The sequence below is a fragment of the Litorivivens sp. genome (genome assembly GCF_057445395.1).
In genome coordinates, this window is record NZ_JBVBUV010000065.1 from 1 (window position 1) to 20,543 (window position 20,543).

Consider the following 20,543-nt stretch of genomic DNA (forward strand, 5'->3'; position numbering starts at 1 on the left):
GGCCAGCAGGGCGCTTTGTGACTCGAATATGCAGACGACCTTTAGTGACTGCGGGAAGCGTTGGTAATCGACGTAATGAGTCAGCCACTTAAACCCCGGAATTTGTTCAAGAGCTTGTTCGCACGCATCGGTTAGAGCCAGACGAATTGCATTGTCGCGTTTCTTGTCGGTTTTTCGCATGGAATCCAGTAGGCGCTGTAAATGTCAGGTGAATGTCTATGATATATGGTACAGCCTGTCGCGTTAATTCAGAGAACGCAGCAACACTTTGATTTTGTTTCTAACAGCATCAATGGCATTGACGACATTGTCGGCAGCAGGCCTGTCAGTGGCGAGATTGCTCCAATTGGCGCTCCAGGCGGCCTTCAAGTTTACGGTTTCCTCTCTCACGTCTGTGTCTGTAAGCTCGCTCAGGTCTGCAATCAGGCCAACCAAAACCCAGCCTTTTCTTGGATTGCCTTCGCTTTCGTCGCGGTCGTAATGCGCGGCATAAACAAGCTGCTCCAATTTCGATAAATTCATCAGTATCTCGAAGCACGCAGTTCGCGTGGTATTGTTGCTCTCGGAAACCTCCATGCGCCAAACGTTGTAGCTAAACCCAGCCAGCGCGAATGCCAGACTCAGCACCACGGCCATCTGTGAGCGTTGGTACTTGCGGCGGAACTGGGAATCCATAGGCTTACCTCAGATACTATTGAGTAGTTGTACTTTGAGTATAGTGCTTAGCGTGCGGGTTAAAAATTTTCGATGCGAACCCGTTGAATTTACTATGCTAAATCCACGGGCGCGGTTGTTTACAAATCGGTCGCCGCAGGAACAGCGTATGACTTCTAGAGTTTTGCGAGAGGATGTGAGATGAAACATCTGGTTGTGGGCCTGATGGTCTTGTTTGCTTGGAGTATGGCGATGGCGGTGCCGCGTTCGGTTGAAGTAGATCAGGCGACACTCGCTGATCAGCCAGCAGGAATTCTGGCAGCCAATTTTGTTGATCGGGTGATTCACGATTTGCCCGTCGACGTGCATTTGTCATTGCTTAAAGGGATTGATCCCGATTCTCTGGAAAGCGAACTCGATAGCCAGCAGAAGCAGCTAGCATTCTGGCTGAATATTTATAACGGTTTTACTCAGTATCTTCTGAAAACAGACCCTAGCCTTTATCAGCAGGATCGCAGTGCATTTTTCGGCAAGGAGCAGATTGCGATTGCCGGATTTACGGTGAGCATGGACGATATTGAGCACGGGGTGTTACGCCGCGGGGCGGTCGGGTTTTCTCTGGGCTTTATCCGCAACCTAAGTTTCCGCAAGCCCTTTATTCGTCAGTTTGCGGTAACTGAGGTGGATTATCGTATTCACTTTGCACTGAACTGCGGCGCGAGAAGCTGCCCGCCTGTGATGGTCTATCAAGCCCAAGGGCTGGATCGGCAATTGGATGATAATAGTCGCTACTATCTGCAGAAGGAGGTGCGCTTTGAATCGGATAAAAATCGCGTTTATGTGCCAGCGTTGCTGAACTGGTTCAAAGCAGATTTTGGGTCGACGGATGATCAGCGTGCAATGCTGGTGCGCTATGGGGTGTTGCCGGAGGGGACCCAACCCAAAATTAGGTTTCTTGATTATGACTGGACCATGGAGATCGAAAATTATCGGCATTCAGACCTTGTGCCCTAGTGTGTTTTAGTGCTGGTTTAAGTGCGTTACCCGTGCCGAGTGATTCAGGTGCTTCATAGGGATGATGTGGGGGTAGAAATCTGTCATGCCATAGCGCGCTTGCGGACGGATTCCTGCCCGGTGTTCGTTTGCCTGCCGGGCAGGCCTTAACGATTTTGAATTACAGAGTTGCGGCTACTTTTTTCAGTATCGCGGTAGCAAAGTTTTCTTCAATCTGGTCGTCCTGGCCCTGGGCGGCCATGATGCGGCTCATGATGTAGCCGTAGCGCATGGCGGCAAATACCCAGTAATAGTGGTAGTGCTCACCGCTAAAACCGGAGCCTTTTTCCCAGCGCGCAACGGAGTCTTCGTAGCTGGGCAGGCCGTCCAGTCGTGGAATGCCTAGGCCGTCCGAGAAAAAATAGTCGAGGAAGTTCCACCAGGCGAGATCCTGCAGTGGGTTGCCTAGGGTGATCATTTCCCAGTCGAGAACAGCGGTTACACTTTTGCAATCGTAAGCAAACAGCATGTTGCCGATGCGCGAATCGCCCCAGCTCAGGCCGAATTCTTCGTTGCTGGGAGCGTTGTCTTTAAGCCACTGCATAACAGGGTCACAGATTGGATGGGCGCGCCCATCGAGTGCCCACTGCGCGTAGTTGCTCCAGTAAGTCAGTTGTTGTTGCAGGGGGTTGCTGCCCAGCTCGGGGCGCTCCAAAAAGCCAAAACCGAGGGCTTTGTAATCGCGACACTGGCGGTGCAGGTTGGCCATGGTATCGATGCCTGCGTTCCAAAGGCTCTCCCGTTCGGCTGGGCCAATGTCGTTCAGCATCCAGCCATCCATGCTGTAGGGAGGCATGTCAGGTGGCACCCGGCCGTCGGCTTTTTTCATGATGTAAAAGCCGGTACCGAGTACCGATGTGTCGAGTTCTAGGCCCAGCAGACCCGGCGCCGGGATATCCGTGTGCTGCCCCACCAGTTCCATCGCCTTGTACTGGATGGAGAGGTCGTATTCCGGGAAGACGGGCTTTTCAATTTCAGGGGTGAGGCGCCCGACACAGGCTTCGGTTTGAACCTGGCCATTTTTTTCATAGTGAATATCGAACAGCAGAGTAACGTTGGACATGCCGGTGGCTTCGGGGATTTTCAATTCGGGAATGTTCACCGGGCCATCGCTGTGCAGGCGTTTCTGAAACCAGGTTTCCAGTTTGCGGCGAGTCCCGTCAATATCTTCTACTAGCGGGGTGGGGCGGTGTTCATCCATCGGGAGCCTCCGTGGGTGTTTTGATTATTTTGCTTGAGCTTAGCAACAAGCTCTACGGTCGTATAGTGAAATAAGGTTTAGCTGTGGCTGGCGCTGCCAGGCCACGCTGAGCTATGGTTGCTAGCAAAAATAAGTGGGGAACAGGCATGGAGCTGCTTCTGCTGGGGTTGTTAATCTGGGCTTCGGTGCACTTTTCTATTCGATTGGCACCGGGGGTGCGGCAAACCTTGATTGATCGTCTGGGTCGCTGGCCTTATATGGGTGTTTTCTCATTGGCGATGCTCGGCGGTATTTATTGTCTAGTGTTGGGCTGGAAAGACCTTGGTGCGGGTGCTCCGCTATACGTTTTTGACTGGGCCCGGCCAGTCTCGCTGGTGTTGATGGCAGTCGCAGCCAGTCTTTTTGTCGCTGCGAATGCGCCCACCGATATCAAACGGGTAATGCGTCACCCCCAGCTCACTAGTGTAGTGCTCTGGTCGGCCGCGCACTTGCTGTCAAACGGCGATCTTCGTTCGCTGGTGCTGTTTGGTGGGTTGGCCATTTGGGCAGTTGGTGAAATGGCGCTGATCAACCTGACGGCGGGGCCATGGCAAAAGCCGGCGCCTTTTGGCGCCGGTAAAACAGTCGTGTCGTTGGTTATTGGGTTGGCGGTTTTTGCCGGCTTGTATGTCGCTCACCCATGGCTTTCCGGTGTGCCGTTGAACTGATTAGCTCGCCAGGCTCAGTGCCACAGGTAACCCGTTCAGTGCTGCATTGCCCGACAACGCATCCAGTGACGTTTCGTCGGTTAAATCGTTGACGCTCACGCCAGCGTGCTCTTTGGCAATGCTGAGTTCTACGCCGTCACGCTTGTGTCCCCAACCGTGCGGCACGCTGATAACACCGGGCATCATTGAGTCAGTGATTTCAGCGGGCAATACAATAGAGCCCACGCGAGAGGTAATGCGCACTGGGTGGCCGTTGTCCAGCCCCATGCGAGCGGCGTCTTTCGGATGAATTTGCGCAGTACAACGGTCCTTGCCTTTGACCAGGCGCCGGCTGTTGTGCAGCCAGGAATTGTTGCTGCGCACGTGGCGTCGGCCAATCAGCAGCATGGAATCGGCAGGGTCGTGGTTTTCCTGTAAGACGTTTTCAAGACGCTGCAGGTCGGGAAGGAAAAATTCCGTTTCCAGGTGAATACGTTTGTCTTTGTGGCTCAGCGCCTGAGGTAGCTGTGGCTTGAGTGGCCCCAGATCAATGCCCTGTGGAGTGTCGCGCAAGGCTTTGAGTGACAGTTTGTAGGGGCCGCGTTTGAGCAGGTAATTCAGAGTGCGCTTTGGGCTCATCAATCGGCGGCTGCGATTTTGCAGCCACTGTGCCGGAGTTTTGGCTGGGGCGAGACGTTCTGTCAGGTCCAGAAAAATTTCCCAGTCGTGGCGGGCATTTTTGTCCTTTTCAAACAGCGCGTCGGCATAGCGGCTGCTGTTACGTACCGCTAGCATGTGAAAGATAACATCGTAGTGTTCCCTCTCAAGCGGGCTTACAGGGGGCAGAATAATATCAGCGTGCTGAGTGGTTTCGTTCAGGTAAAAATCGATGCTGACCATAAAGTCGAGTTGTCCAAAGGCCTTGTCCAGCTGGCGGCCGTTGGGTGTCGACAATATCGGATTGCCGGCAATGGTCAGTAGGGCGCGTATCTGGCCGTCGCCGGGGGTGAGAATCTCTTCGGCTAGTGCGGCCACCGGATACTCACCAGTAAAGGAGGGCAGTTGGCGCACACGGCTGCGGCTGCGATCAAAGTGCCCGGGACCGGTAATGGCTAGCGTATCTACGGCAGGTGTGGTCAACATCAACCCGCCGGGTTCATCCAGGCGTCCGCGCAGAATATTAATCAGCATAATCAGATATTGGCTCAGTGTGCCAAAAGCCTGTACTGATACGCCCATGCGTCCGTAAATTACCGGGTTCTCAGCCGCGCAGAATTCATGGGTTAGGCGGCGAATGTCGGCGGCGCTGATGCCGGTGCTGTCGGCGACGGCTTCCGGGGTAAAGGCGGCAAAGCGGGTCGCCAGTCCGTCGAGTCCATCGGTAGCTTCGTGCAAACGGTGCTTCGACACCAGGTTTGCGGCATACATCTCCTGGATCATGGCCGAGAGCAGCAGAGCATCGGTACCGGGTCGGATAAATACGTGTTCGTTGGCGACCTCTGCGGTTTCGGAGCGGCGCGGATCAATGACCACCAGTTTGCCACCTTTTTCCTTGATGGCTTTTAGGCGGTGGCGCACATCAGGCACGGTCATGATGCTGCCATTGGAGGCCATCGGATTGGCGCCGATCATCAGAAAGTGATCGCAGCGGTCGATATCGGGAACTGGTATCTGAAATTGGTGACCAAACAGTTTGAGAGCAATTAAGTGATGGGGCAGCTGGTCAACAGACGTAGCGGAAAACTTGTTGCGGGTTTTCAGGGCGCGCAGCAGGTGGCGGCTGAACAGCATAGAGCCTGTGTTGTGTACATTGGGGTTTCCCAGATACACGCCAACGCTGTCGTTGCCGTGGGCCTGCTGGGTTGCACGCAGCTTGGTGGCAACTTCGTCGAGTGCTTCTTTCCAGCTGATTTTTTGCCACTGCCCGTCCACTTTTTTAATGGGTTGGCGTAGCCGATCCGGGTCTTCGTGGATGTCTTGCAGTGCAACCGCTTTAGGGCAGATGTGACCGCGACTGAAGGGATCGTTTTTATCGCCCTTGATGCTGATAATCTGCTGGCCGTCGTGCTCAATCTCGAGACCGCATATCGCTTCACACAGGTTGCAGGTGCGGTGATGTATAGTATTGGCCATCGAATGTGTTCTCTGAATATTTTCACCCAGTCTAGCCTGTTCTCGGGGCGGGCTGCAATTTGACGAAATAACGCCATCAATGACTGCAGACACTGCTTCCCATGGCCCCCTTGTTCGGGCGTGGAGCGCCCAGCTCAATGCCTTGCTCGAGGATCACTTTGCCGCGGCCAGAAAGCGCCTGCCAATGGTGTGCGAGCGACATTTTCATTCGCTGCGCGGGGTTGCGCGACGGCATTGGCAGAACCGCGCTGATATTCCACGTGATCTGGCCACAATTCCCCGGTTTACTTGGCGCGCCCTGCGGCGTCTGGGTGGGCGTCGACTTGAACTGCAGCATCACTACAGTGCCAAAGAACTGGCGTTGGCGGGGGTGGTGGCCAGTGAGTTGTTGCAGTTGGCTGAGTTGGAGCAGGCGTTGTTACGACATCTCGGGCAACATCCGGGACTCGACCCGCAGCAGCAGGCAGAAGTGGAGGTGTTGCTGAGCCGCTATTCGCCAGCGGAGATGGAAACGCGGGTGCGACAGGCCATGGCGCGCCTGGCAGTGGATCACGAAGGGAGTCGCGATGTACTGCTGTTTCTGACACTGGGGTTGGCGGGGCGTCTGGCCAGCGACAAAATTGCTTTTGGCAGTGCGGGCTTGCTGGGCGCCAGTGCAGCATCGTCTCTCTATCTCTCGCAACAAAGCTTTTTCGCCGGATTGTGGGCGAAGTGGTTTGGCGTGCCGGGCTGGGTGTCAGTCAGTGGCGGTCTGGCAGGTCTGGCAACACTGCTGTTTCTGACGCCCGTGGTGGCGCCGCTAGTGGAGTGCGGAATCAACCGGTTTAGGGCCGAGCGGGTGCTGGGTAATCTGATTGATGAAGTGCAGGCGCAACTGCAGTCGCCAGGGGCAGATCACTACACGCTAGCCGCCTACGCGGGTACCTATGTGCAATTACTGCCGGATCTGCTGAATATTTTGCGGAGCTTTCGTTAGGGTGTTCTAGATTTCCAGTTGGCGCAGGCGGTGCAGAGCGTCGTCCACTTTGTCATTTACGCGCTTGATCCCGTCCTGATCGGCTTTGCTGGGCTCGCCGCTGCCATTGAGTAGTTCGTAGGTGGCGTTTAGGGCGACCATCACGGCAATGCGCTCGGTACCGAGAATCTTTCCGCTGTTGCGAACCTCGCGCATCTGTTTGTCCAGGTTGGCAGCGGCTTGATGAAGGCCGGCTTCCTGGCCGGGCGGGCAGGTTACCTGATACTCCTTGTCCATAATGCGGACGACAACCGTATTGTGGCTCATGATTCCTGCTCCAGAGCGCGCAATCGCTGAATCATGGATTCAACCTTGTTGCGGGCTGCATTGGTTTTTTCCAGTAGAACCTCCCTTTCGTGTTGCCAAGCTTCGGCATCGGCTTTCAGGGTTTGGTTCTCGCGGTTCAACGCTTCGCAGAGCTTGATCAGCTCGTCGATCTTTCGTTCAACCGACTTGATGGTGAGTTCTGCCACGTTGTTGTCCCCGCCGGCGCTGTTGAGATTGAGGGTAGTTGAAGTTCTTAGTCTAGAGCCGCTGGAGGGGGGGGTCAATTGGCTAAATAGTGCGGTAATTCAAAAGCCTGCCAGCATGATTTAAGAATTTGCTAAAAACCTCCATTGTTTCAGTCGGCTAGCGTCGGGCAATCGCAATTGGGCGGTGGGGGCGTTACCATGCGCGTTTTATGAACGCAGAGAAACGGCATGGCGGCAAAACTACCTGATCACGACGAGATTGCAGATATCTTTTTGCGGCTGGGGGCGTTGTACCCCCCATCGGAGCTGCACGGCTTTCTATTGGGGCAATTGGTGATTGGTCAGCGCATCGAGGAGAAAACCCTGCGCGAGCAAGTAGCGCAATTGCTGGATTGCGACGCGTTTCCCGACGACGATTGGGCGGTGCTGATGCAGGTCTATCAGGCGGCCTCAGAGCAGCTGGGCGCCGATATTCACGCCACCAGTTTGCTTCTGCCCGGCGACGAGGTAGATTTGGGGCAGCGGGTGGCGTCGGTGGGCAGCTGGTGTCAGGGCTTTCTCACTGGCTTTGCCATGGCGGGCAAGGTGCGCGAGCAGAAGGAAGGTAAGCAGCAATACAGTGCGGCGGTTTCCGAAATACTCAATGACATGGCGTCGATTTCTCAGGCCGGGCTCGACGACGAGGCGGGAGCTGAAGCTGAGGATCAATTCCGGGAGCTGGTGTCCTATCTGGAAATGGCCACAGTCTCGCTGTTTGTGGAATGTTGCAGTCAGTCGGCGCTAACTGGCGATCACCCCGCGCCAAAGCAGCTTCATTAATGCCGCTTTTTTGGTAATCTGCCAGCTCCGTGCGCAACTGTAGTGAAAGCATGAAGGTTACCAAGCAGGAATTCGCCCGTCGCCGCAGCAAGCTGATGTCGATGATGGAGCCCAACAGCATTGCCATCATTCCCGGTGCGGTTGAGAAAACACGCAGCCGCGATACCGAATACCCTTTTCGTCAGGACAGCGACTTTTATTACCTCAGTGGCTTTAATGAGCCCGACGCGGTGATGGTGCTGCTGCCTGGCCGCGAACATGGCGAATATGTGATGTTCTGCCGCGACCGCGATCCAGCCATGGAATTGTGGCACGGCTACCGGCAGGGCCCTGAGGGTGTTTGTAAAAACTTTGGTGCCGACGATGCATTTCCCGTGGGTGATATCGACGACATTCTGCCGGGGCTGCTGGAAGGGCGTGATCGCGTGTACTACGCCATGGGGCGGCACGCTGATTTCGATCAGCACCTGATGCAGTGGGTGAATGCGATACGTGCCAAGGCGCGAACGGGCGCCCACCCCCCAGGTGAGTTTATTGACCTGGACCATTTTCTTCACGACATGCGCCTGTATAAAAGCGCCGCCGAGCAGCGCGTGATGAAACGCGCGGGTGAAATCAGCGCAGGGGCGCATGTGCGGGCAATGCAGATCTGCAAGCCGGGTATGTACGAGTACCAGCTCGAAGCTGAAATTCTGCATGAATTTGCCAATCACGGTGCGCGTTTTCCCGCCTATAACTCTATTGTCGGAGCCGGGGCTAACGGTTGCGTATTGCACTACGTGGAAAACGAAAGCCAGATTCGCGACGGCGATTTGATTCTGATTGACGCCGGTTGTGAATTTGAAGGTTATGCGGCCGATATTACCCGCACTTTCCCCGCTTCTGGCCGCTTCAGTGATGAACAGCGCCAGCTGTATGACATCGTTCTTGAAGCGCAATTGGCTGCGATCGAAGTGATTAAACCGGGCAATCATTGGAATCAGCCGCACGATGAAACGGTGCGGGTAATCACTGAAGGTTTGGTAAGGCTGGGTTTGCTTAAAGGTAAGGTGGGCGACCTGATAGAAAAAGAAGCCTATCGGGATTTTTACATGCACCGCGCGGGTCACTGGCTGGGGTTGGACGTGCACGATGTGGGCGACTACAAAGTGGGCGATGAATGGCGTCTGCTGGAGCCGGGTATGGTCATGACGGTAGAGCCCGGCATTTATGTTGCCCCATCTAACGATAAAGTGGAGGAGCGCTGGCGCGGTATTGGTATTCGCATTGAGGACGATGTGGTGGTTACCAAAGAGGGCTGCGAGGTGCTTACCGCTGGTGTGCCGAAAACCGTCGCAGAAATCGAAGCCCTGATGACAGAGGCCGCCTGACCGATGAACAGTCCGGCGATTGATTACGACGTGGTGATTGCCGGTGGCGGCATGGTGGGCGCCAGTCTGGCGCTGGCCCTGAGCCGTTACAGTGAAGGTCGGCTGTCGGTTCTGCTGGTGGAGAGCTTTCCGTTTCCCAAAGCAGGTAGCGGCCCGGTGTATCGCCCCAGTTTCGACGCGCGGTCAACGGCGTTGTCCTACGGCAGTCGCCAGATATTGGAAAGTATTGGTGTGTGGGGAAGCCTGTCGGAGCACCTGACCACCATCGAAAAAATTCATGTCTCTGACCGTGGTCACATTGGCTCCACGCTGATGGACGCTCATGAGCAGGGTTGGCCTGCGCTGGGCTATGTTGTCGAAAATGCCTGGCTCGGTAGCGTTTTGCTCGATGCCTTGCACTCGGCGGAGGGCGTAACGTGTCTGTCGCCAGCGAGTGTAGCGGCCGTTGTTCAGAACGGCGATTTTGCCCAGCTGACACTGCAAGCCCGCGACGGCGACACCCGCGACGCGCGCTGCCGATTGCTGGCGGTAGCCGACGGTGCCCAATCGGGGTTGCGCGACGCGCTGGGCATTGCCAGCCATACAAATGACTATGGGCAATCGGCCGTTATCGCCAATGTTACGTTTGAAAAGCCGCACGATGGCATTGCCTATGAACGCTTTACCGATGCGGGGCCACTGGCGTTGCTGCCACTGTCCGACAGTGAAGAGCGCCAACCGCGTGCGGCACTGGTCTGGACGTTGTCACCGGCCGAGGCTGAGTCGCTGATGGCTGCGGATGAGGCCGTGTTTTTGCGAACACTCCAGGAGCGTTTTGGTTACCGACAGGGACGCCTGTTGCGCTGCGGCGAACGCGCTTCGTTTCCGCTGCAGCTAGTTGAAGCGGAGGAGCAGGTGCGGCCCAATGTCGTCGTGGTTGGCAATGCGGCGCACGCACTGCATCCGGTTGCCGGGCAGGGTTTCAATCTGGCGTTGCGTGATCTGGTGCGTCTGGCTCAACAGGTGGCGGCAGCGGATGTGCAGCGTATTGGCGAATTGCCCTTTTTGCGCGATTACCTGCATCAGCAGGACAATGACCAGCGCGCCACCATTGAGTTTTCACATCAGCTGCCCAATCTGTTTGCCCAATCCAATCCCGTGTTCAGTTTGGGGCGTAACCTCGGCCTGCTGGCGCTGGATGTTATGCCGGGGCTCAAACAGCGGTTTGTGGCGCAGGCAGCGGGATTGGCCCCGGGCAATGCCCGGGGCTCAGAAAAACGACAGAGGGCAACACCGTGAGTCGAACGCGACAATTTGACGTTGTCATTGTGGGTGGTGGGCTGGCTGGTCTCGGCATGGCTGCCGGGCTTGCTGAGCTGCCGCTGAAAGTGGCGCTGGTGGAAGCTGGTTCTGTTGTCAGTGATTGGCCGGCGCTGGGTGAAGGTGTTGACGATTACGATCCGCGAGTCAGCGCGATTACAGCGTTTAGCCAGCAGTGGCTGGCACGCCTCGGCGTATGGGAGGCCATCGCACAATCGCGTATCTGCCATTACACGGATATGGATGTTTGGGACGCCGAAGGTACCGGTGAAGTTCACTTTGATGCAGCGGAAGTGAATGCCGACGATCTTGGACATATTGTAGAAAACCGCCTGTTAACCGCGGCGCTCGCCGAGCAGGTGGATGGCGCCGCCAATATCCGGGTGTTTGAAAACTCTCCGGTGGCAGCACTGCACTATGCCGGTGGTGAAGCAGCTCTGGAACTAGATAATGGCGACCGGATTCAGGCCGGGCTTCTGATCGCCGCCGATGGCGCGAATTCACGTATTCGACAATGGGCAGATTTTGCCACCCGAGAGTGGAGTTACGACCAGAAAGCACTGGTGGTTACGGTAAAGATGGAGCGCAGTCACGCCTATACGGCTTGGCAGCGTTTCCTGCCTACCGGCCCGCTGGCGTTTCTGCCGCTGGCGGCGAGCGATGCGGCCGATCGCTACTGCTCTATTGTCTGGTCTGCCGACAGCGATTACGCAGATCAATTAATGGCGCTGGATGATGACGGCTTCAAAAGCGCGCTGGCGGAGGCATTCGAGCAGCGACTGGGTTGTGTGGAGGCGGTCAGCCGTCGATTTTGCTTTCCCCTGCGCCAGCGACATGCCGTGAATTATATTAAGCCCGGACTGGCATTGATTGGCGATGCCGCGCACAGCATTCACCCATTGGCGGGGCAGGGCATTAATCTCGGCTTCAAGGATGCTGATGTGCTGCAGCAAGAAATCCAGCGGGCGCTTGAGCGTGGTGAGGCGCCGGGATCGCTGCGGGTGCTCAGGCGCTACCAGCGTCGTCGCAAAGGTGACAATCTGGCTATGATGGCAGCGATGGATGGTTTCAAACGCCTGTTTGGCGAAACCGCTCTACCAGTGCGCTGGCTCCGCAACACAGGCATGCACCTGGTCAATCAGGCGGCACCAGTCAAACGGCAATTGATCCGCAAGGCGATGGGTTTCTAAAACCGACAAATCTTGCCGGCGGTAGCGGAAAGCATTGTTATCTGAAATGATAATAATTATCATTCTGTGCTTTGTTTCCCCAAGGAGATGTTCATGCGTTCCCTGCTTGTGCTCGGATTGGTTGTGCTGCTCGCTGCTTGCGGCGAAGGGCCGGGTAGCCAGAAGGCAGATGAGGGCCTAGTGGTTTACACCGCCCGCAAGGAACATCTGATCAAACCCCTCTTTGACCGCTTTACAGCGCAGACCGGCATCCCCATCCGTTATGTGACGGATGCAGCGGGGCCGTTGCTGGCCAGGTTGGAAGCCGAGGGTGAGCGAAGCCGTGCCGACTTGCTGATTACGGTGGATGCGGGCAACCTCTGGCAGGCGGCGCAGGCCGGTGTGCTGCAGCCGATCGGCTCCGACATTCTCAGTACTAATATTCCCGCCGCACTGCGCGATGCGCAAAACCGGTGGTTTGGATTGAGCATTCGTGCGCGCACCATTGTCTACTCCACCGAGCGGGTTAATCCTTCTGAGCTGAGTACCTACGAGGCGCTGGCCGATGAGCAATGGTCGGGCCGTCTGTGCCTGCGCACATCGAAAAAGGTCTATAACCAGTCGCTGGTCGCCACCATGATCGTGGCACGGGGTGAAGAAGCAACCGAAAGTGTTGTTGGTGGCTGGGTGAATAATTTGGCTGTGCCGCCCTTTTCCAACGACAACAAAGTGGTGGAAGCCATTGCTGCGGGGCAGTGCGATGTCGGTATTGTGAATACTTACTATCTGGCGCGAATGGTCGCCGAAGACCCGGCATTGCCGGTCACCATGTTCTGGCCTAACCAGAACGGTGAGGGGGCGGACGGTCGTGGCGTACACCTGAATATTTCGGGCGCGGGAGTCACCAAGGCCAGCAAGCACGTTGCTGAAGCAAAGCAGCTGCTGGAGTGGCTGTCTGGCACGGATGCCCAATTGCAGTTGGCCCTGCTGAACCAGGAATACCCGGTCAATCCCTTAGTGAGTTTGCCCGAGCCGCTTAAGCGTTGGGGTGAATTCAAGGGTGATGATATCCCCATTGCCGAAGCGGGTCGTTTGCAGGGTGCTGCCATTCGGTTGATGGATCGCGCTGGCTACCGCTAGTGCAGGCAGCCGCTTTGATCAGTGCGGGCCAGCGAAGCCTGCGCCCCCTGTCGCGGATTACCGCTTCGATAGCTGTGCTGGCTGTGCTGGCGCCCATTCTTGTGGTGGTCTTCAGCTGGGGCTCTGATCAGACCGAGATATGGCAGCACCTGATCGCCACGCAGCTCTCGGGGCTGTTGCGCAACACCCTGGTGCTGCTGGTGGGGGTGGGGCTCACGGTGTCGTTGCTGGGTATCAGCCTCGCCTGGCTGGTAGTGATGTGTGAGTTTCCCGGGCGCGCAAAATTCGAATGGTTACTGATGCTGCCGATGGCCGTGCCCGCCTATGTGCTGGCCTTTGTGGTGTTGGGGCTGTTTGATTTCAGTGGCCCGTTGCAAACGTTTTTGTCGCGGGAAATGGGCCTGCCACTGGTGGATGTTCGCCACGAGGTGGTGGTCATACTCGTGCTGGCGCTTGTGTTGTATCCCTACGTCTACATGCTGGCGCGCAGCGCCTTCCTGTCGCAAAGCAGTGATACCATCGAGGCGGCGCGCAGTCTGGGTGTGAGTGCGTGGGGCGCCTTTTTTCGCGTGGCACTGCCGATGGCTCGGCCTGCGATTATTGCCGGCGTGTCACTGGCGCTGATGGAAACTCTGGCGGACTTCGGCACCGTAGCGGTTTTCAATTACGACACGTTTACCACGGCAATCTACAAAGCCTGGTTTGGGTTTTTCAGTTTGCAGGCAGCGGCGCAGTTGGCGTCGTTGCTGCTGCTGTTTGTGGCGCTGACCCTGTTTGCTGAAAAGCGTCTGCGCGGTAAGCGTCGCTACGTGCAGGGTGGTCAGCTACATCATCACTTTCGCCATACGCTGACGCCACTGCTGGGGTGGCTGGTTGCGGCCTACTGCGCGCTAGTGTTGACGATCGCTTTTTTCCTGCCGGTGGCGCAGATGCTGGTTTGGGCCTTTGAGGTTGGTCGGGCGCAAATAGATGCGCGCTTTATGGCGTTGCTGTGGCACTCCCTGTCACTGGCCCTGCAGGCTGCCGTCATCACCGTAGCGATTGCTGCCCTGCTGTCCTTTACCCGCTGGCGCTCGACGGTTAGGCAGCGCGCATTTTTTGACCTGGCTCAGCTCGGGTATGCTCTGCCCGGTTCGGTGTTGGCTGTGGGTGTAGTGATTTCTTTTACCGCCATTGAAAAGCAGTTGCTGTTTCCGTTGCAGGATTGGCTGGGTCTCGAAAATCGTTCCCTGCTGGTGGGAACCGTGATGGCCCTTCTTGCGGCGTACTGGATTCGTTTTCTGGCCGTGGCCAGCGGTCCGATTGATGCAGCGCTGTTGCGCATCAAGCCCTCGATTCCCGATGCGGCGCGGACCCTTGGTGCAACCCCGCTGGAGGTTTTGTGGCGCATCTATCTGCCGATGCTGCGCCCAGGACTGCTGACGGCTGCCATTCTGGTGTTTGTCGACGTTATTAAGGAGATGCCGGCTACGCTGCTGTTGCGGCCTTATGGCTGGGATACGCTCGCGGTGAGGATTTACGAAATGACCTCGGAAGGTGAGTGGCAGCGCGCCGCGTTGCCAGCCCTTACCATCGTACTGTTGGGGCTGGTGCCCGTGATCATCAGCATCAAACGCACGGTGAAATAGCCGCTATTCAGCCGCGCACAGTTTTTATTTGTGAACAGCGGCGGTAGAATGCGCATTTTTGCGATGACCGGGAAAATACCATGAGCAACTCGCCCAGCGAACTGAAATACGCCAGCAGCCACGAGTGGGCACGCCTTGAGGCCGACGGCACCATTACTGTGGGTATCACCGAGCACGCTCAGGATGCACTGGGTGATGTGGTGTTTGTCGAACTGCCGGAAGTCGGTGCGACATACAGTGCCGGGGAAGAGATCGGCGTGGTGGAGTCTGTTAAGGCTGCTTCAGATATCTATGCGCCAGTGAGTGGAGAAGTAATTGCCATCAATGAAGCTCTGGAAGAATCGCCCGAAGTGATTAACGCATCACCCTACGACGATGGCTGGTTTTTCCGTCTTCAGCCGGAAGAGCTGGGTGAGCTGGAGAATCTTATGGACGCAGAGTCTTATGATGCGCAGTGTGAGGACTAAGACTTGCCTGCTCGCAGATGACTCAAAGGCCCTCACATGAGGGCCTTTTTTGTTTGCGAAGATATAATTAAAGGGTTGTACGACTAGTGGCGCTCTGGCTCCTTTGAGGCGCCAAGAGGCGCAGGGAAAAGGTCGCTCGCCCGGCTGGGCAAAACAGGCCTTAGAGTAAACAAGACCTCAACTCTACAATCAGAGCGTACTGATCAGAGAAGTTAAAGTTACGTTCCGCAAAACGTCTGGCAAACAGCCTCTTCCGGCGCGGCCGGACGCGCATAGTCCAGCCACTCTCCTCGGTCGTCAAACGGCTGTCCTATCACCTCAAGCAACTGGTTGAAAGGTGAAAAATCTCCTTTGTAGGCCGCGTTGATCGCTTCCTCTACCCGGTGGTTGCGCGGAATATACAGTGGGTTGGCGCGCTGCATCTGCGCGGCTCGTGATTCGCTGCTCTGCGAGTCCCGAGCGATACGCTCATCCCAGCGTTGCAGCCAATCACTAAATGAGGAGGGGAAATCCCACAGTGTTTTCACAAGCTCACGGCCACTGGCGCGTTCAGCCAGGCGACGGAAGGCCAGGGTGAAGTCGGCCTTTTCCTGTTTGAGCAGAGTGAGGAAATCTTTTAATAGTTCGTCATCGCTGTCAGTGAAATCAGATAGCCCCAGCTTGTTCGCCAGTACCTTTTGGTAGGCGGCGACAAAGCGCTCTGGAAATGCATTGACTTCGGACTGGGCGATCTTGACCGCCTCGTCTTCGTCGGTGTGCAACAGCGGCAAGACGGCTTGCGCAAGGCCTGCCAGGTTCCAGTGCGCGATGTGAGGTTGATTGCCATAGGCGTAGCGGCCGCCGTGATCAATGGAGCTGAACACCGTGGCGGGGTCGTAGCTTTCCATAAATGCGCAGGGGCCGTAATCGATCGTTTCACCGCACAACAACATATTGTCGGTATTCATTACGCCGTGAATAAAGCCAAGCCCCTGCCATTGTGCAATCAGATTGGCCTGCGCGCCGATCACGGCATTCAGCATGGCCTGCACCGGATTGGCGCTATCGGCAGCATGCGGATAGTGACGCGCAATCACATGATCGCACAACGCGCTGAGCGCCTGCCTGTCATCGCGCGAGGCAAAGAATTGTGCCGTTCCCACCCGAATATGACTGCTCGCTACCCGCGTGAGAATGGCGCCGGGCAGCGCGTTGTCCCGATAAACCGTATCGCCGGTGGTGACGGCGCCTAGCGCGCGGCTGGTGGGTACACCCAGCGCGTGCATTGCCTCGCTCACAAGGTATTCGCGCAGTACCGGGCCCAGTGGCGATTTACCGTCGCCGCCCCGGGAGTAGGGGGTACGCCCCGAGCCTTTGAGTTGTATGTCGTAGCGATGCCCGTCCGGGGCAACGATTTCACCAATCAGCAAGGCTCGGCCGTCACCGAGCTGGGGGTTCCAGGAACCGAATTGGAAGCCCGCGTAGACAGTGGCAATAGGGTCTGCGCTATCGGGAAAAGCGCGGCCGCTGAGCATATCCAGTCCGGCGCTGGATTCCAGCCATGTCTTGTCGATTCCCAGTTGTGTGCACAAGGGCGTGTTGATTCGAATCAGGCTGGGGGCGGGCACAGACTCAGCATGTTGGCGGTGAAAGAACTGCGCGGGTAAACGGGCGTATGAGTTGTCGAAAACGGGTGGTTGCGGCATAGCGAGCATCGTTGGACTGAGTGTTCCCCACTTTATCATTTCTGGGGTTTGCTTGCGGCTTCAGCCACCAATCTTCACAATACGGCGCGACCTTCGACCAAAATCATAATAAAGGCTGTGCTTACCATGTCTCTGATCTCGCCCGACCACGATTTTGCCGTGCTTACCGCTGTGCTCGTTATAGTCGCGTTGGGTATGGCAATGGAAACCCGGCCCCGAATCGGGCAGTTTGGTGTGCTGTTTATTATCCTCTTTCCCGCCTTGCTCAGTGGTCTGGATGTGTTGCCGCGCAGCGCTGATGTCTACACGATGGTGGTGCGAGATTTTGTGCCGCTGTCGCTGCCCATGTTGCTGTTTCAGGCGGATTTGCGCCGTATCTGGCGTGAGTCCGGGCGCGTAATCCTCGCGTTTCTGGGGGCTGCGAGTGCGACCGTTGTCGGTGCGCTGATCGCACTGCCACTGGTTAATCTGGGGGCTGAAGAAGGGGTGTGGGTCGGTATTCTTACGGCGGGCTTTATTGGTGGAAGTGCCAATGCCGGGTCTGTGGCCGTGGCCATGGACATGGCGAGCGACCCAATGATGGGCGTGGCTGTGGCCTCGGTGTTCGCCGTTGCGGTGCCTTTTCTGGCGCTGCTGTTGACGCTGCCAAGCATGCCTCGGCTATGGCGCTGGTTCAGCCCTGAGCCGATTCGGGATGCGGCGCTGCCTGTCGGCGCTATGGCGGCGGAGCGGCGCTCGATTACGGCCGCCAGCCTGGGGGCGTCGCTTGCCATGAGTGCCATGATATGTGTGCTGAGTGAGTGGACAGCCAGTCTGCTGGATTACCCGCCGGCAAAATTTCTAATGATTACTCTGCTCAGTGTGACGTTCGCCACTGTGGCGCCACGGCAGGCAGCGCGCCTGCATGGGCACTATGAAGTGGGCCAGATACTGATTTACTGCTTTTTCGCCGTGATCGGTGTGCAGATCAATTTTGTGCTGGCGGCCACTGAAGGTGCGCAAATCATGCTGTTTACCGGTATTTTGCTCACCACTCACCTAGTACTGCTGTCACTGTTTGGGCGCTGGCTGAAGCTCAATGGCGCCGAGCTGGCGGTGGCGTCCAATGCCTGTATTCTCAGTCCGCCCACTGCGGCGGCGATGGCGGTGGCCAAGGGTTGGCACAATCTGGTAACGCCTGCACTGCTGTGCGGTGTGTTTGGCTACGCCATTGCCAATCTGGTTGGCATCACCCTGGCCGAGTTACTATGAGTTTTCGCTGCTCGTGGCCTTAAAGCGCATGATGCCTTCCTGTGCGGTGCTGGCAACCAGTTGTCCGGCTCGATTGAAGATCTGGCCACGCACAAAACCTCGTCCGTTAGACGCGCTAGGACTGTCAATGGCATAGAGCAGCCAGTCGTTAAAATCAAAGGGGCGATGAAACCACAGGCTGTGGTCGATGGTGGCCATGCGCAACCCTTCGGTAAAGAACGATACCTCGTGGGGCTGGGTGGCAGCGCCCAGAAACAGAAAGTCCGAGGCGTATGCCAAGGCGTACTGATGTATGCGCTGATCGTTGGGCAGCTGGCCATTGGCTCGCATCCAGAGGTGCCACCGCGGTGCCATTCGTTGTGGTTGCAGTATGTTCTGTTTTTCCACTAGCCGAAAATCAATGGCCTTCAGGGCGGAAAATTTCGGTAACCAGTCTTCTGGCGTGCGGCGTATGTTGTCCTGGAACAATTCAAGGCCGGTTTCCAGCGTTTCCGGTGCCGGCACCTCGGGCATGGTCGAAGCGTGATCAAAGCCGGGCAGAGGCACTTGAAAGGAGCTGGTCATAAAACAGATGGGGTTGCCTTTCTGCATGGCCTTGATTCGACGATTGGAAATAGTGCCGGCGTCGAGCGTATTTTCCACCTCAAAAATAATGGGAAGGTCTGAGTCGCCGGGGCGCAGAAAATAGGCATGCAGCGAGTGGATCTCGCGATCCTCGGGTACCTGCTGTTTGGCGGCAGATAGAGCCTGGCCGATAACCTGGCCGCCGTACACACGGCCCCAGTCGGTCACCTCACTTTGACCGCGATAGAGGTTTTCATCGAGTTTTTCCAGGCGAAGTATGTCGACCAGCTGGTCGAGGGCTGTCCTTGTCACGCGGGGGCTTCCATCCGGTTACGGCGCTGCCATTATACCCGAGTGGGTGTGGAGGTTGACGCGCAATATCGACAATAAGGCGCACAAATGCCGCGGGTGACGGATTTGTCATGGAGTTTTTACGGCGCCACCGATAGGCTTTATAGAATTAACGTGTTCACAGGAGATGGCGATGGATCAGGCAAAAATAGAAGCATTAATAGCGGAGTTCGAAAACCGACCTATCATCCCCACGGTGGGCTCTGCGGAAACCCTGCTGTTGGAAGACAACGATATGCCCTGGCTCATGTCGCCCGACGGGAGTCAGTCGCAGCTGTTGCAGGTAGACCTGAATCAGGGACTGTGGGTGGTGAAGAACCGTTTTATGCCGGGCTTTGCCATCGACAAGCATTACCATACGGGCTCGGTGTTTGCGGTAACCCTCAAGGGAGAGTGGTTTTACAAGGAATATCCGGATCAGGTTAACAAGCCCGGCTCCTACCTGTTTGAGCCTGCCGGTTCAGTACACACCTTGACCGTGCCGGAAAAGCAGGACGGGCCAACGGAAGTCTGGTTTGCGATTTATGGCGCCAATATCAATATGGACGCTGAGGGAAATATCATTTCCGTACTGGACGCACACTCGGTGCTGGATGGCTACGTGAAATACTGCGATGCGATGGGTGAGGATTGCAGTAAGCTGATCGTGAATGGCGAACAGCCATACCTGAAGTAAGGCGCTGGCCTCACCCTGCTTGCAGGGTGAGGCACTATTCTTCCAGAATTTTCTTAGCTCGATAACGGAACTGCCGGAATGACAGCCCCAGTAATTCCGCTGCCTCGGTCTTGTTGCCGTTGGTGCGCCCGAGCGCCGCTTCGATGGCGGCCCGTTCAATATCCTGCAAATAGCCTTCCAGATCGCCGAAGGCCGCTTCAATACCGTTGGACGGATTGGTCGCGGCGGTGGGGGCGGCGCTCGGCAGCTGCAAATCCTCCGGCGTAATGGCCTCTTCATCGCAGAGCGTCACGGCTCGCTCCAGAATATTTTCCAGCTCGCGCACATTGCCGGGAAACTGATAGTTGCTGAGGGCGCGCTGGGCGGCGCCATCCAGAGTGGGCGTTTTAATACCCCACTCTTCAGACAGACGATCGAGGATGGCCTTGGCCAGCAGCGGAATATCGGCTACCCGCTCGCGCAGGCTGGGCACTTTCACTTCGATAACATTGATGCGATAGAACAGGTCGGTGCGAAAATGGCCTTTCTCTACCTCGGTCGCCAGGTCTTTGTGGGTAGCACTGAGCAGTCGCACGTCCACGGGTATTTCCCGGTTCGCGCCGATGGGTCGCACGCTTTTGTTCTGTATCGCACGCAGCAGCTTGACCTGCATGTTCAGTGGCAGGTCGGCAATTTCATCGAGAAACAAGGTGCCGCCATTGGCCGCTTCAAACAGGCCGGTTTTGTCGTTGTGGGCGCCGGTAAAGCTGCCTTTCACGTGGCCAAAAAACTCGCTCTCCATCAGCTCTGAGGGGATCGCCCCGCAGTTGACCGGGACAAAAGGCGCGTCAGCGCGCGGGCCGCTGGAGTGGATCAGTCGCGCCACCACTTCCTTGCCGCTGCCGGACTCGCCGCTGATATAGACCGGTG

General features: G+C 56.6%; 20 protein-coding genes and 1 pseudogene. 12 read left to right on the forward strand and 9 right to left on the reverse strand.

Annotated features, from left to right (window positions below; translation table 11 throughout):
• Both AC222A_RS15190 and AC222A_RS15195 read right to left on the reverse strand, forming a co-directional pair.
• A pseudogene (locus AC222A_RS15190) lies at positions 1–180 on the reverse strand (Fis family transcriptional regulator); the annotation flags it as partial.
• A gap of 63 nt (positions 181–243) precedes the next feature.
• Positions 244–675, reverse strand: a complete 432-nt coding sequence (locus AC222A_RS15195; protein ID WP_372748935.1) for a hypothetical protein — start codon at positions 673–675, stop codon at positions 244–246.
• Between the two features lie 180 nt (positions 676–855).
• On the opposite strand from AC222A_RS15195, the gene AC222A_RS15200 reads away from it, so the two are divergent.
• The gene (locus tag AC222A_RS15200; protein ID WP_372748936.1) at positions 856–1,668 is read left to right on the forward strand and encodes a DUF547 domain-containing protein; all 813 of its coding nucleotides are present in this window, start codon (positions 856–858) and stop codon (positions 1,666–1,668) included.
• Between the two features lie 160 nt (positions 1,669–1,828).
• Here the strand turns inward: AC222A_RS15200 and AC222A_RS15205 are convergent, their stop codons facing one another.
• Positions 1,829–2,908: a phosphotransferase family protein gene (locus tag AC222A_RS15205; RefSeq protein ID WP_372764342.1), complete on the reverse strand. Its 1,080-nt coding sequence runs from the start codon at positions 2,906–2,908 to the stop codon at positions 1,829–1,831.
• A 146-nt stretch (positions 2,909–3,054) separates the two neighbouring features.
• On the opposite strand from AC222A_RS15205, the gene AC222A_RS15210 reads away from it, so the two are divergent.
• On the forward strand, positions 3,055–3,615 hold the full coding sequence (locus tag AC222A_RS15210) for an NnrU family protein (protein WP_372748938.1): 561 nt from the start codon (positions 3,055–3,057) through the stop codon (positions 3,613–3,615).
• On the opposite strand, the gene AC222A_RS15215 is transcribed toward AC222A_RS15210, so the two are convergent.
• Positions 3,616–5,727, reverse strand: a complete 2,112-nt coding sequence (locus AC222A_RS15215) for a molybdopterin oxidoreductase family protein (RefSeq protein ID WP_372758638.1) — start codon at positions 5,725–5,727, stop codon at positions 3,616–3,618.
• A 79-nt stretch (positions 5,728–5,806) separates the two neighbouring features.
• Here AC222A_RS15215 and AC222A_RS15220 point away from each other — a divergent pair, with 79 nt between their 5' ends.
• Complete coding sequence (locus AC222A_RS15220) at positions 5,807–6,703, forward strand: hypothetical protein (RefSeq protein ID WP_372764344.1); 897 nt, start codon at positions 5,807–5,809, stop codon at positions 6,701–6,703.
• Between the two features lie 6 nt (positions 6,704–6,709).
• Here AC222A_RS15220 and AC222A_RS15225 read toward each other — a convergent pair whose 3' ends face one another.
• Complete coding sequence (locus AC222A_RS15225) at positions 6,710–7,009, reverse strand: cell division protein ZapA (protein WP_372749526.1); 300 nt, start codon at positions 7,007–7,009, stop codon at positions 6,710–6,712.
• A complete protein-coding gene (locus AC222A_RS15230) occupies positions 7,006–7,215 on the reverse strand; it encodes a TIGR02449 family protein (RefSeq protein WP_372749525.1) in 210 nt (69 codons plus the stop codon). Before AC222A_RS15230 ends, AC222A_RS15225 begins: the two co-directional genes overlap by 4 nt.
• Positions 7,216–7,443: 228 nt before the next feature.
• Between AC222A_RS15230 and AC222A_RS15235 the strand changes: the two genes are divergently transcribed.
• The 7 genes from AC222A_RS15235 to gcvH all read left to right on the forward strand — a co-directional run bounded on the left by AC222A_RS15235 (position 7,444) and on the right by gcvH (position 15,107).
• On the forward strand, positions 7,444–8,034 hold the full coding sequence (locus AC222A_RS15235) for a UPF0149 family protein (RefSeq protein ID WP_372758639.1): 591 nt from the start codon (positions 7,444–7,446) through the stop codon (positions 8,032–8,034).
• 50 nt (positions 8,035–8,084) lie between these two features.
• The gene (gene pepP / locus AC222A_RS15240; protein ID WP_486775193.1) at positions 8,085–9,404 is read left to right on the forward strand and encodes a Xaa-Pro aminopeptidase; all 1,320 of its coding nucleotides are present in this window, start codon (positions 8,085–8,087) and stop codon (positions 9,402–9,404) included.
• Positions 9,405–9,407: 3 nt separating this feature from the next.
• Positions 9,408–10,682, forward strand: coding sequence for a 2-octaprenyl-6-methoxyphenyl hydroxylase (ubiH, locus tag AC222A_RS15245; RefSeq protein WP_486775194.1), 1,275 nt, complete (start codon positions 9,408–9,410; stop codon positions 10,680–10,682).
• The gene (locus AC222A_RS15250; RefSeq protein WP_486775195.1) at positions 10,679–11,893 is read left to right on the forward strand and encodes a UbiH/UbiF/VisC/COQ6 family ubiquinone biosynthesis hydroxylase; all 1,215 of its coding nucleotides are present in this window, start codon (positions 10,679–10,681) and stop codon (positions 11,891–11,893) included. Before ubiH ends, AC222A_RS15250 begins: the two co-directional genes overlap by 4 nt.
• Before the next feature lie 93 nt (positions 11,894–11,986).
• Positions 11,987–13,012, forward strand: coding sequence for an extracellular solute-binding protein (locus AC222A_RS15255; RefSeq protein ID WP_372748609.1), 1,026 nt, complete (start codon positions 11,987–11,989; stop codon positions 13,010–13,012).
• 14 nt (positions 13,013–13,026) lie between these two features.
• On the forward strand, positions 13,027–14,640 hold the full coding sequence (locus AC222A_RS15260; RefSeq protein WP_372748612.1) for an ABC transporter permease: 1,614 nt from the start codon (positions 13,027–13,029) through the stop codon (positions 14,638–14,640).
• A gap of 80 nt (positions 14,641–14,720) precedes the next feature.
• The gene (gene gcvH, locus AC222A_RS15265; protein WP_372748608.1) at positions 14,721–15,107 is read left to right on the forward strand and encodes a glycine cleavage system protein GcvH; all 387 of its coding nucleotides are present in this window, start codon (positions 14,721–14,723) and stop codon (positions 15,105–15,107) included.
• A gap of 218 nt (positions 15,108–15,325) precedes the next feature.
• Here the strand turns inward: gcvH and AC222A_RS15270 are convergent, their stop codons facing one another.
• Positions 15,326–16,792 carry a protein adenylyltransferase SelO gene (locus AC222A_RS15270; RefSeq protein WP_372748611.1) on the reverse strand — a complete coding sequence of 489 codons (1,467 nt, stop codon included), beginning with the start codon at positions 16,790–16,792 and terminating at the stop codon, positions 15,326–15,328.
• 126 nt (positions 16,793–16,918) lie between these two features.
• On the opposite strand from AC222A_RS15270, the gene AC222A_RS15275 reads away from it, so the two are divergent.
• A complete protein-coding gene (locus AC222A_RS15275; protein WP_372748607.1) occupies positions 16,919–18,043 on the forward strand; it encodes a DUF819 family protein in 1,125 nt (374 codons plus the stop codon).
• Here AC222A_RS15275 and AC222A_RS15280 read toward each other — a convergent pair.
• Positions 18,038–18,919, reverse strand: a complete 882-nt coding sequence (locus AC222A_RS15280) for an acyl-CoA thioesterase domain-containing protein (protein ID WP_372748606.1) — start codon at positions 18,917–18,919, stop codon at positions 18,038–18,040. The two genes, AC222A_RS15275 and AC222A_RS15280, sit on opposite strands and share 6 nt — an antisense overlap.
• Positions 18,920–19,091: 172 nt before the next feature.
• Here AC222A_RS15280 and AC222A_RS15285 point away from each other — a divergent pair, with 172 nt between their 5' ends.
• Complete coding sequence (locus AC222A_RS15285) at positions 19,092–19,634, forward strand: 2,4'-dihydroxyacetophenone dioxygenase family protein (protein ID WP_486775196.1); 543 nt, start codon at positions 19,092–19,094, stop codon at positions 19,632–19,634.
• A gap of 34 nt (positions 19,635–19,668) precedes the next feature.
• Here AC222A_RS15285 and AC222A_RS15290 read toward each other — a convergent pair.
• Positions 19,669–20,543, reverse strand: an 875-nt coding sequence (locus tag AC222A_RS15290; protein ID WP_486775197.1) for a sigma-54 interaction domain-containing protein, incomplete at its 5' end; no start/stop codon positions are given.

Bases quoted from the DNA above. Each gene is read 5' to 3' on its own strand.
- AC222A_RS15195 (WP_372748935.1), bottom strand. From the start codon at position 675: ATGGATTCCCAGTTCCGCCGCAAGTACCAACGCTCACAGATGGCCGTG.
- AC222A_RS15200 (WP_372748936.1), top strand. From the start codon at position 856: ATGAAACATCTGGTTGTGGGCCTGATGGTCTTGTTTGCTTGGAGTATG.
- AC222A_RS15205 (WP_372764342.1), bottom strand. From the start codon at position 2,908: ATGGATGAACACCGCCCCACCCCGCTAGTAGAAGATATTGACGGGACT.
- AC222A_RS15210 (WP_372748938.1), top strand. From the start codon at position 3,055: ATGGAGCTGCTTCTGCTGGGGTTGTTAATCTGGGCTTCGGTGCACTTT.
- AC222A_RS15215 (WP_372758638.1), bottom strand. From the start codon at position 5,727: ATGGCCAATACTATACATCACCGCACCTGCAACCTGTGTGAAGCGATA.
- AC222A_RS15220 (WP_372764344.1), top strand. From the start codon at position 5,807: ATGACTGCAGACACTGCTTCCCATGGCCCCCTTGTTCGGGCGTGGAGC.
- AC222A_RS15225 (WP_372749526.1), bottom strand. From the start codon at position 7,009: ATGAGCCACAATACGGTTGTCGTCCGCATTATGGACAAGGAGTATCAG.
- AC222A_RS15235 (WP_372758639.1), top strand. From the start codon at position 7,444: ATGGCGGCAAAACTACCTGATCACGACGAGATTGCAGATATCTTTTTG.
- pepP (WP_486775193.1), top strand. From the start codon at position 8,085: ATGAAGGTTACCAAGCAGGAATTCGCCCGTCGCCGCAGCAAGCTGATG.
- ubiH (WP_486775194.1), top strand. From the start codon at position 9,408: ATGAACAGTCCGGCGATTGATTACGACGTGGTGATTGCCGGTGGCGGC.
- AC222A_RS15255 (WP_372748609.1), top strand. From the start codon at position 11,987: ATGCGTTCCCTGCTTGTGCTCGGATTGGTTGTGCTGCTCGCTGCTTGC.
- gcvH (WP_372748608.1), top strand. From the start codon at position 14,721: ATGAGCAACTCGCCCAGCGAACTGAAATACGCCAGCAGCCACGAGTGG.
- AC222A_RS15270 (WP_372748611.1), bottom strand. From the start codon at position 16,792: ATGCCGCAACCACCCGTTTTCGACAACTCATACGCCCGTTTACCCGCG.
- AC222A_RS15275 (WP_372748607.1), top strand. From the start codon at position 16,919: ATGTCTCTGATCTCGCCCGACCACGATTTTGCCGTGCTTACCGCTGTG.
- AC222A_RS15285 (WP_486775196.1), top strand. From the start codon at position 19,092: ATGGATCAGGCAAAAATAGAAGCATTAATAGCGGAGTTCGAAAACCGA.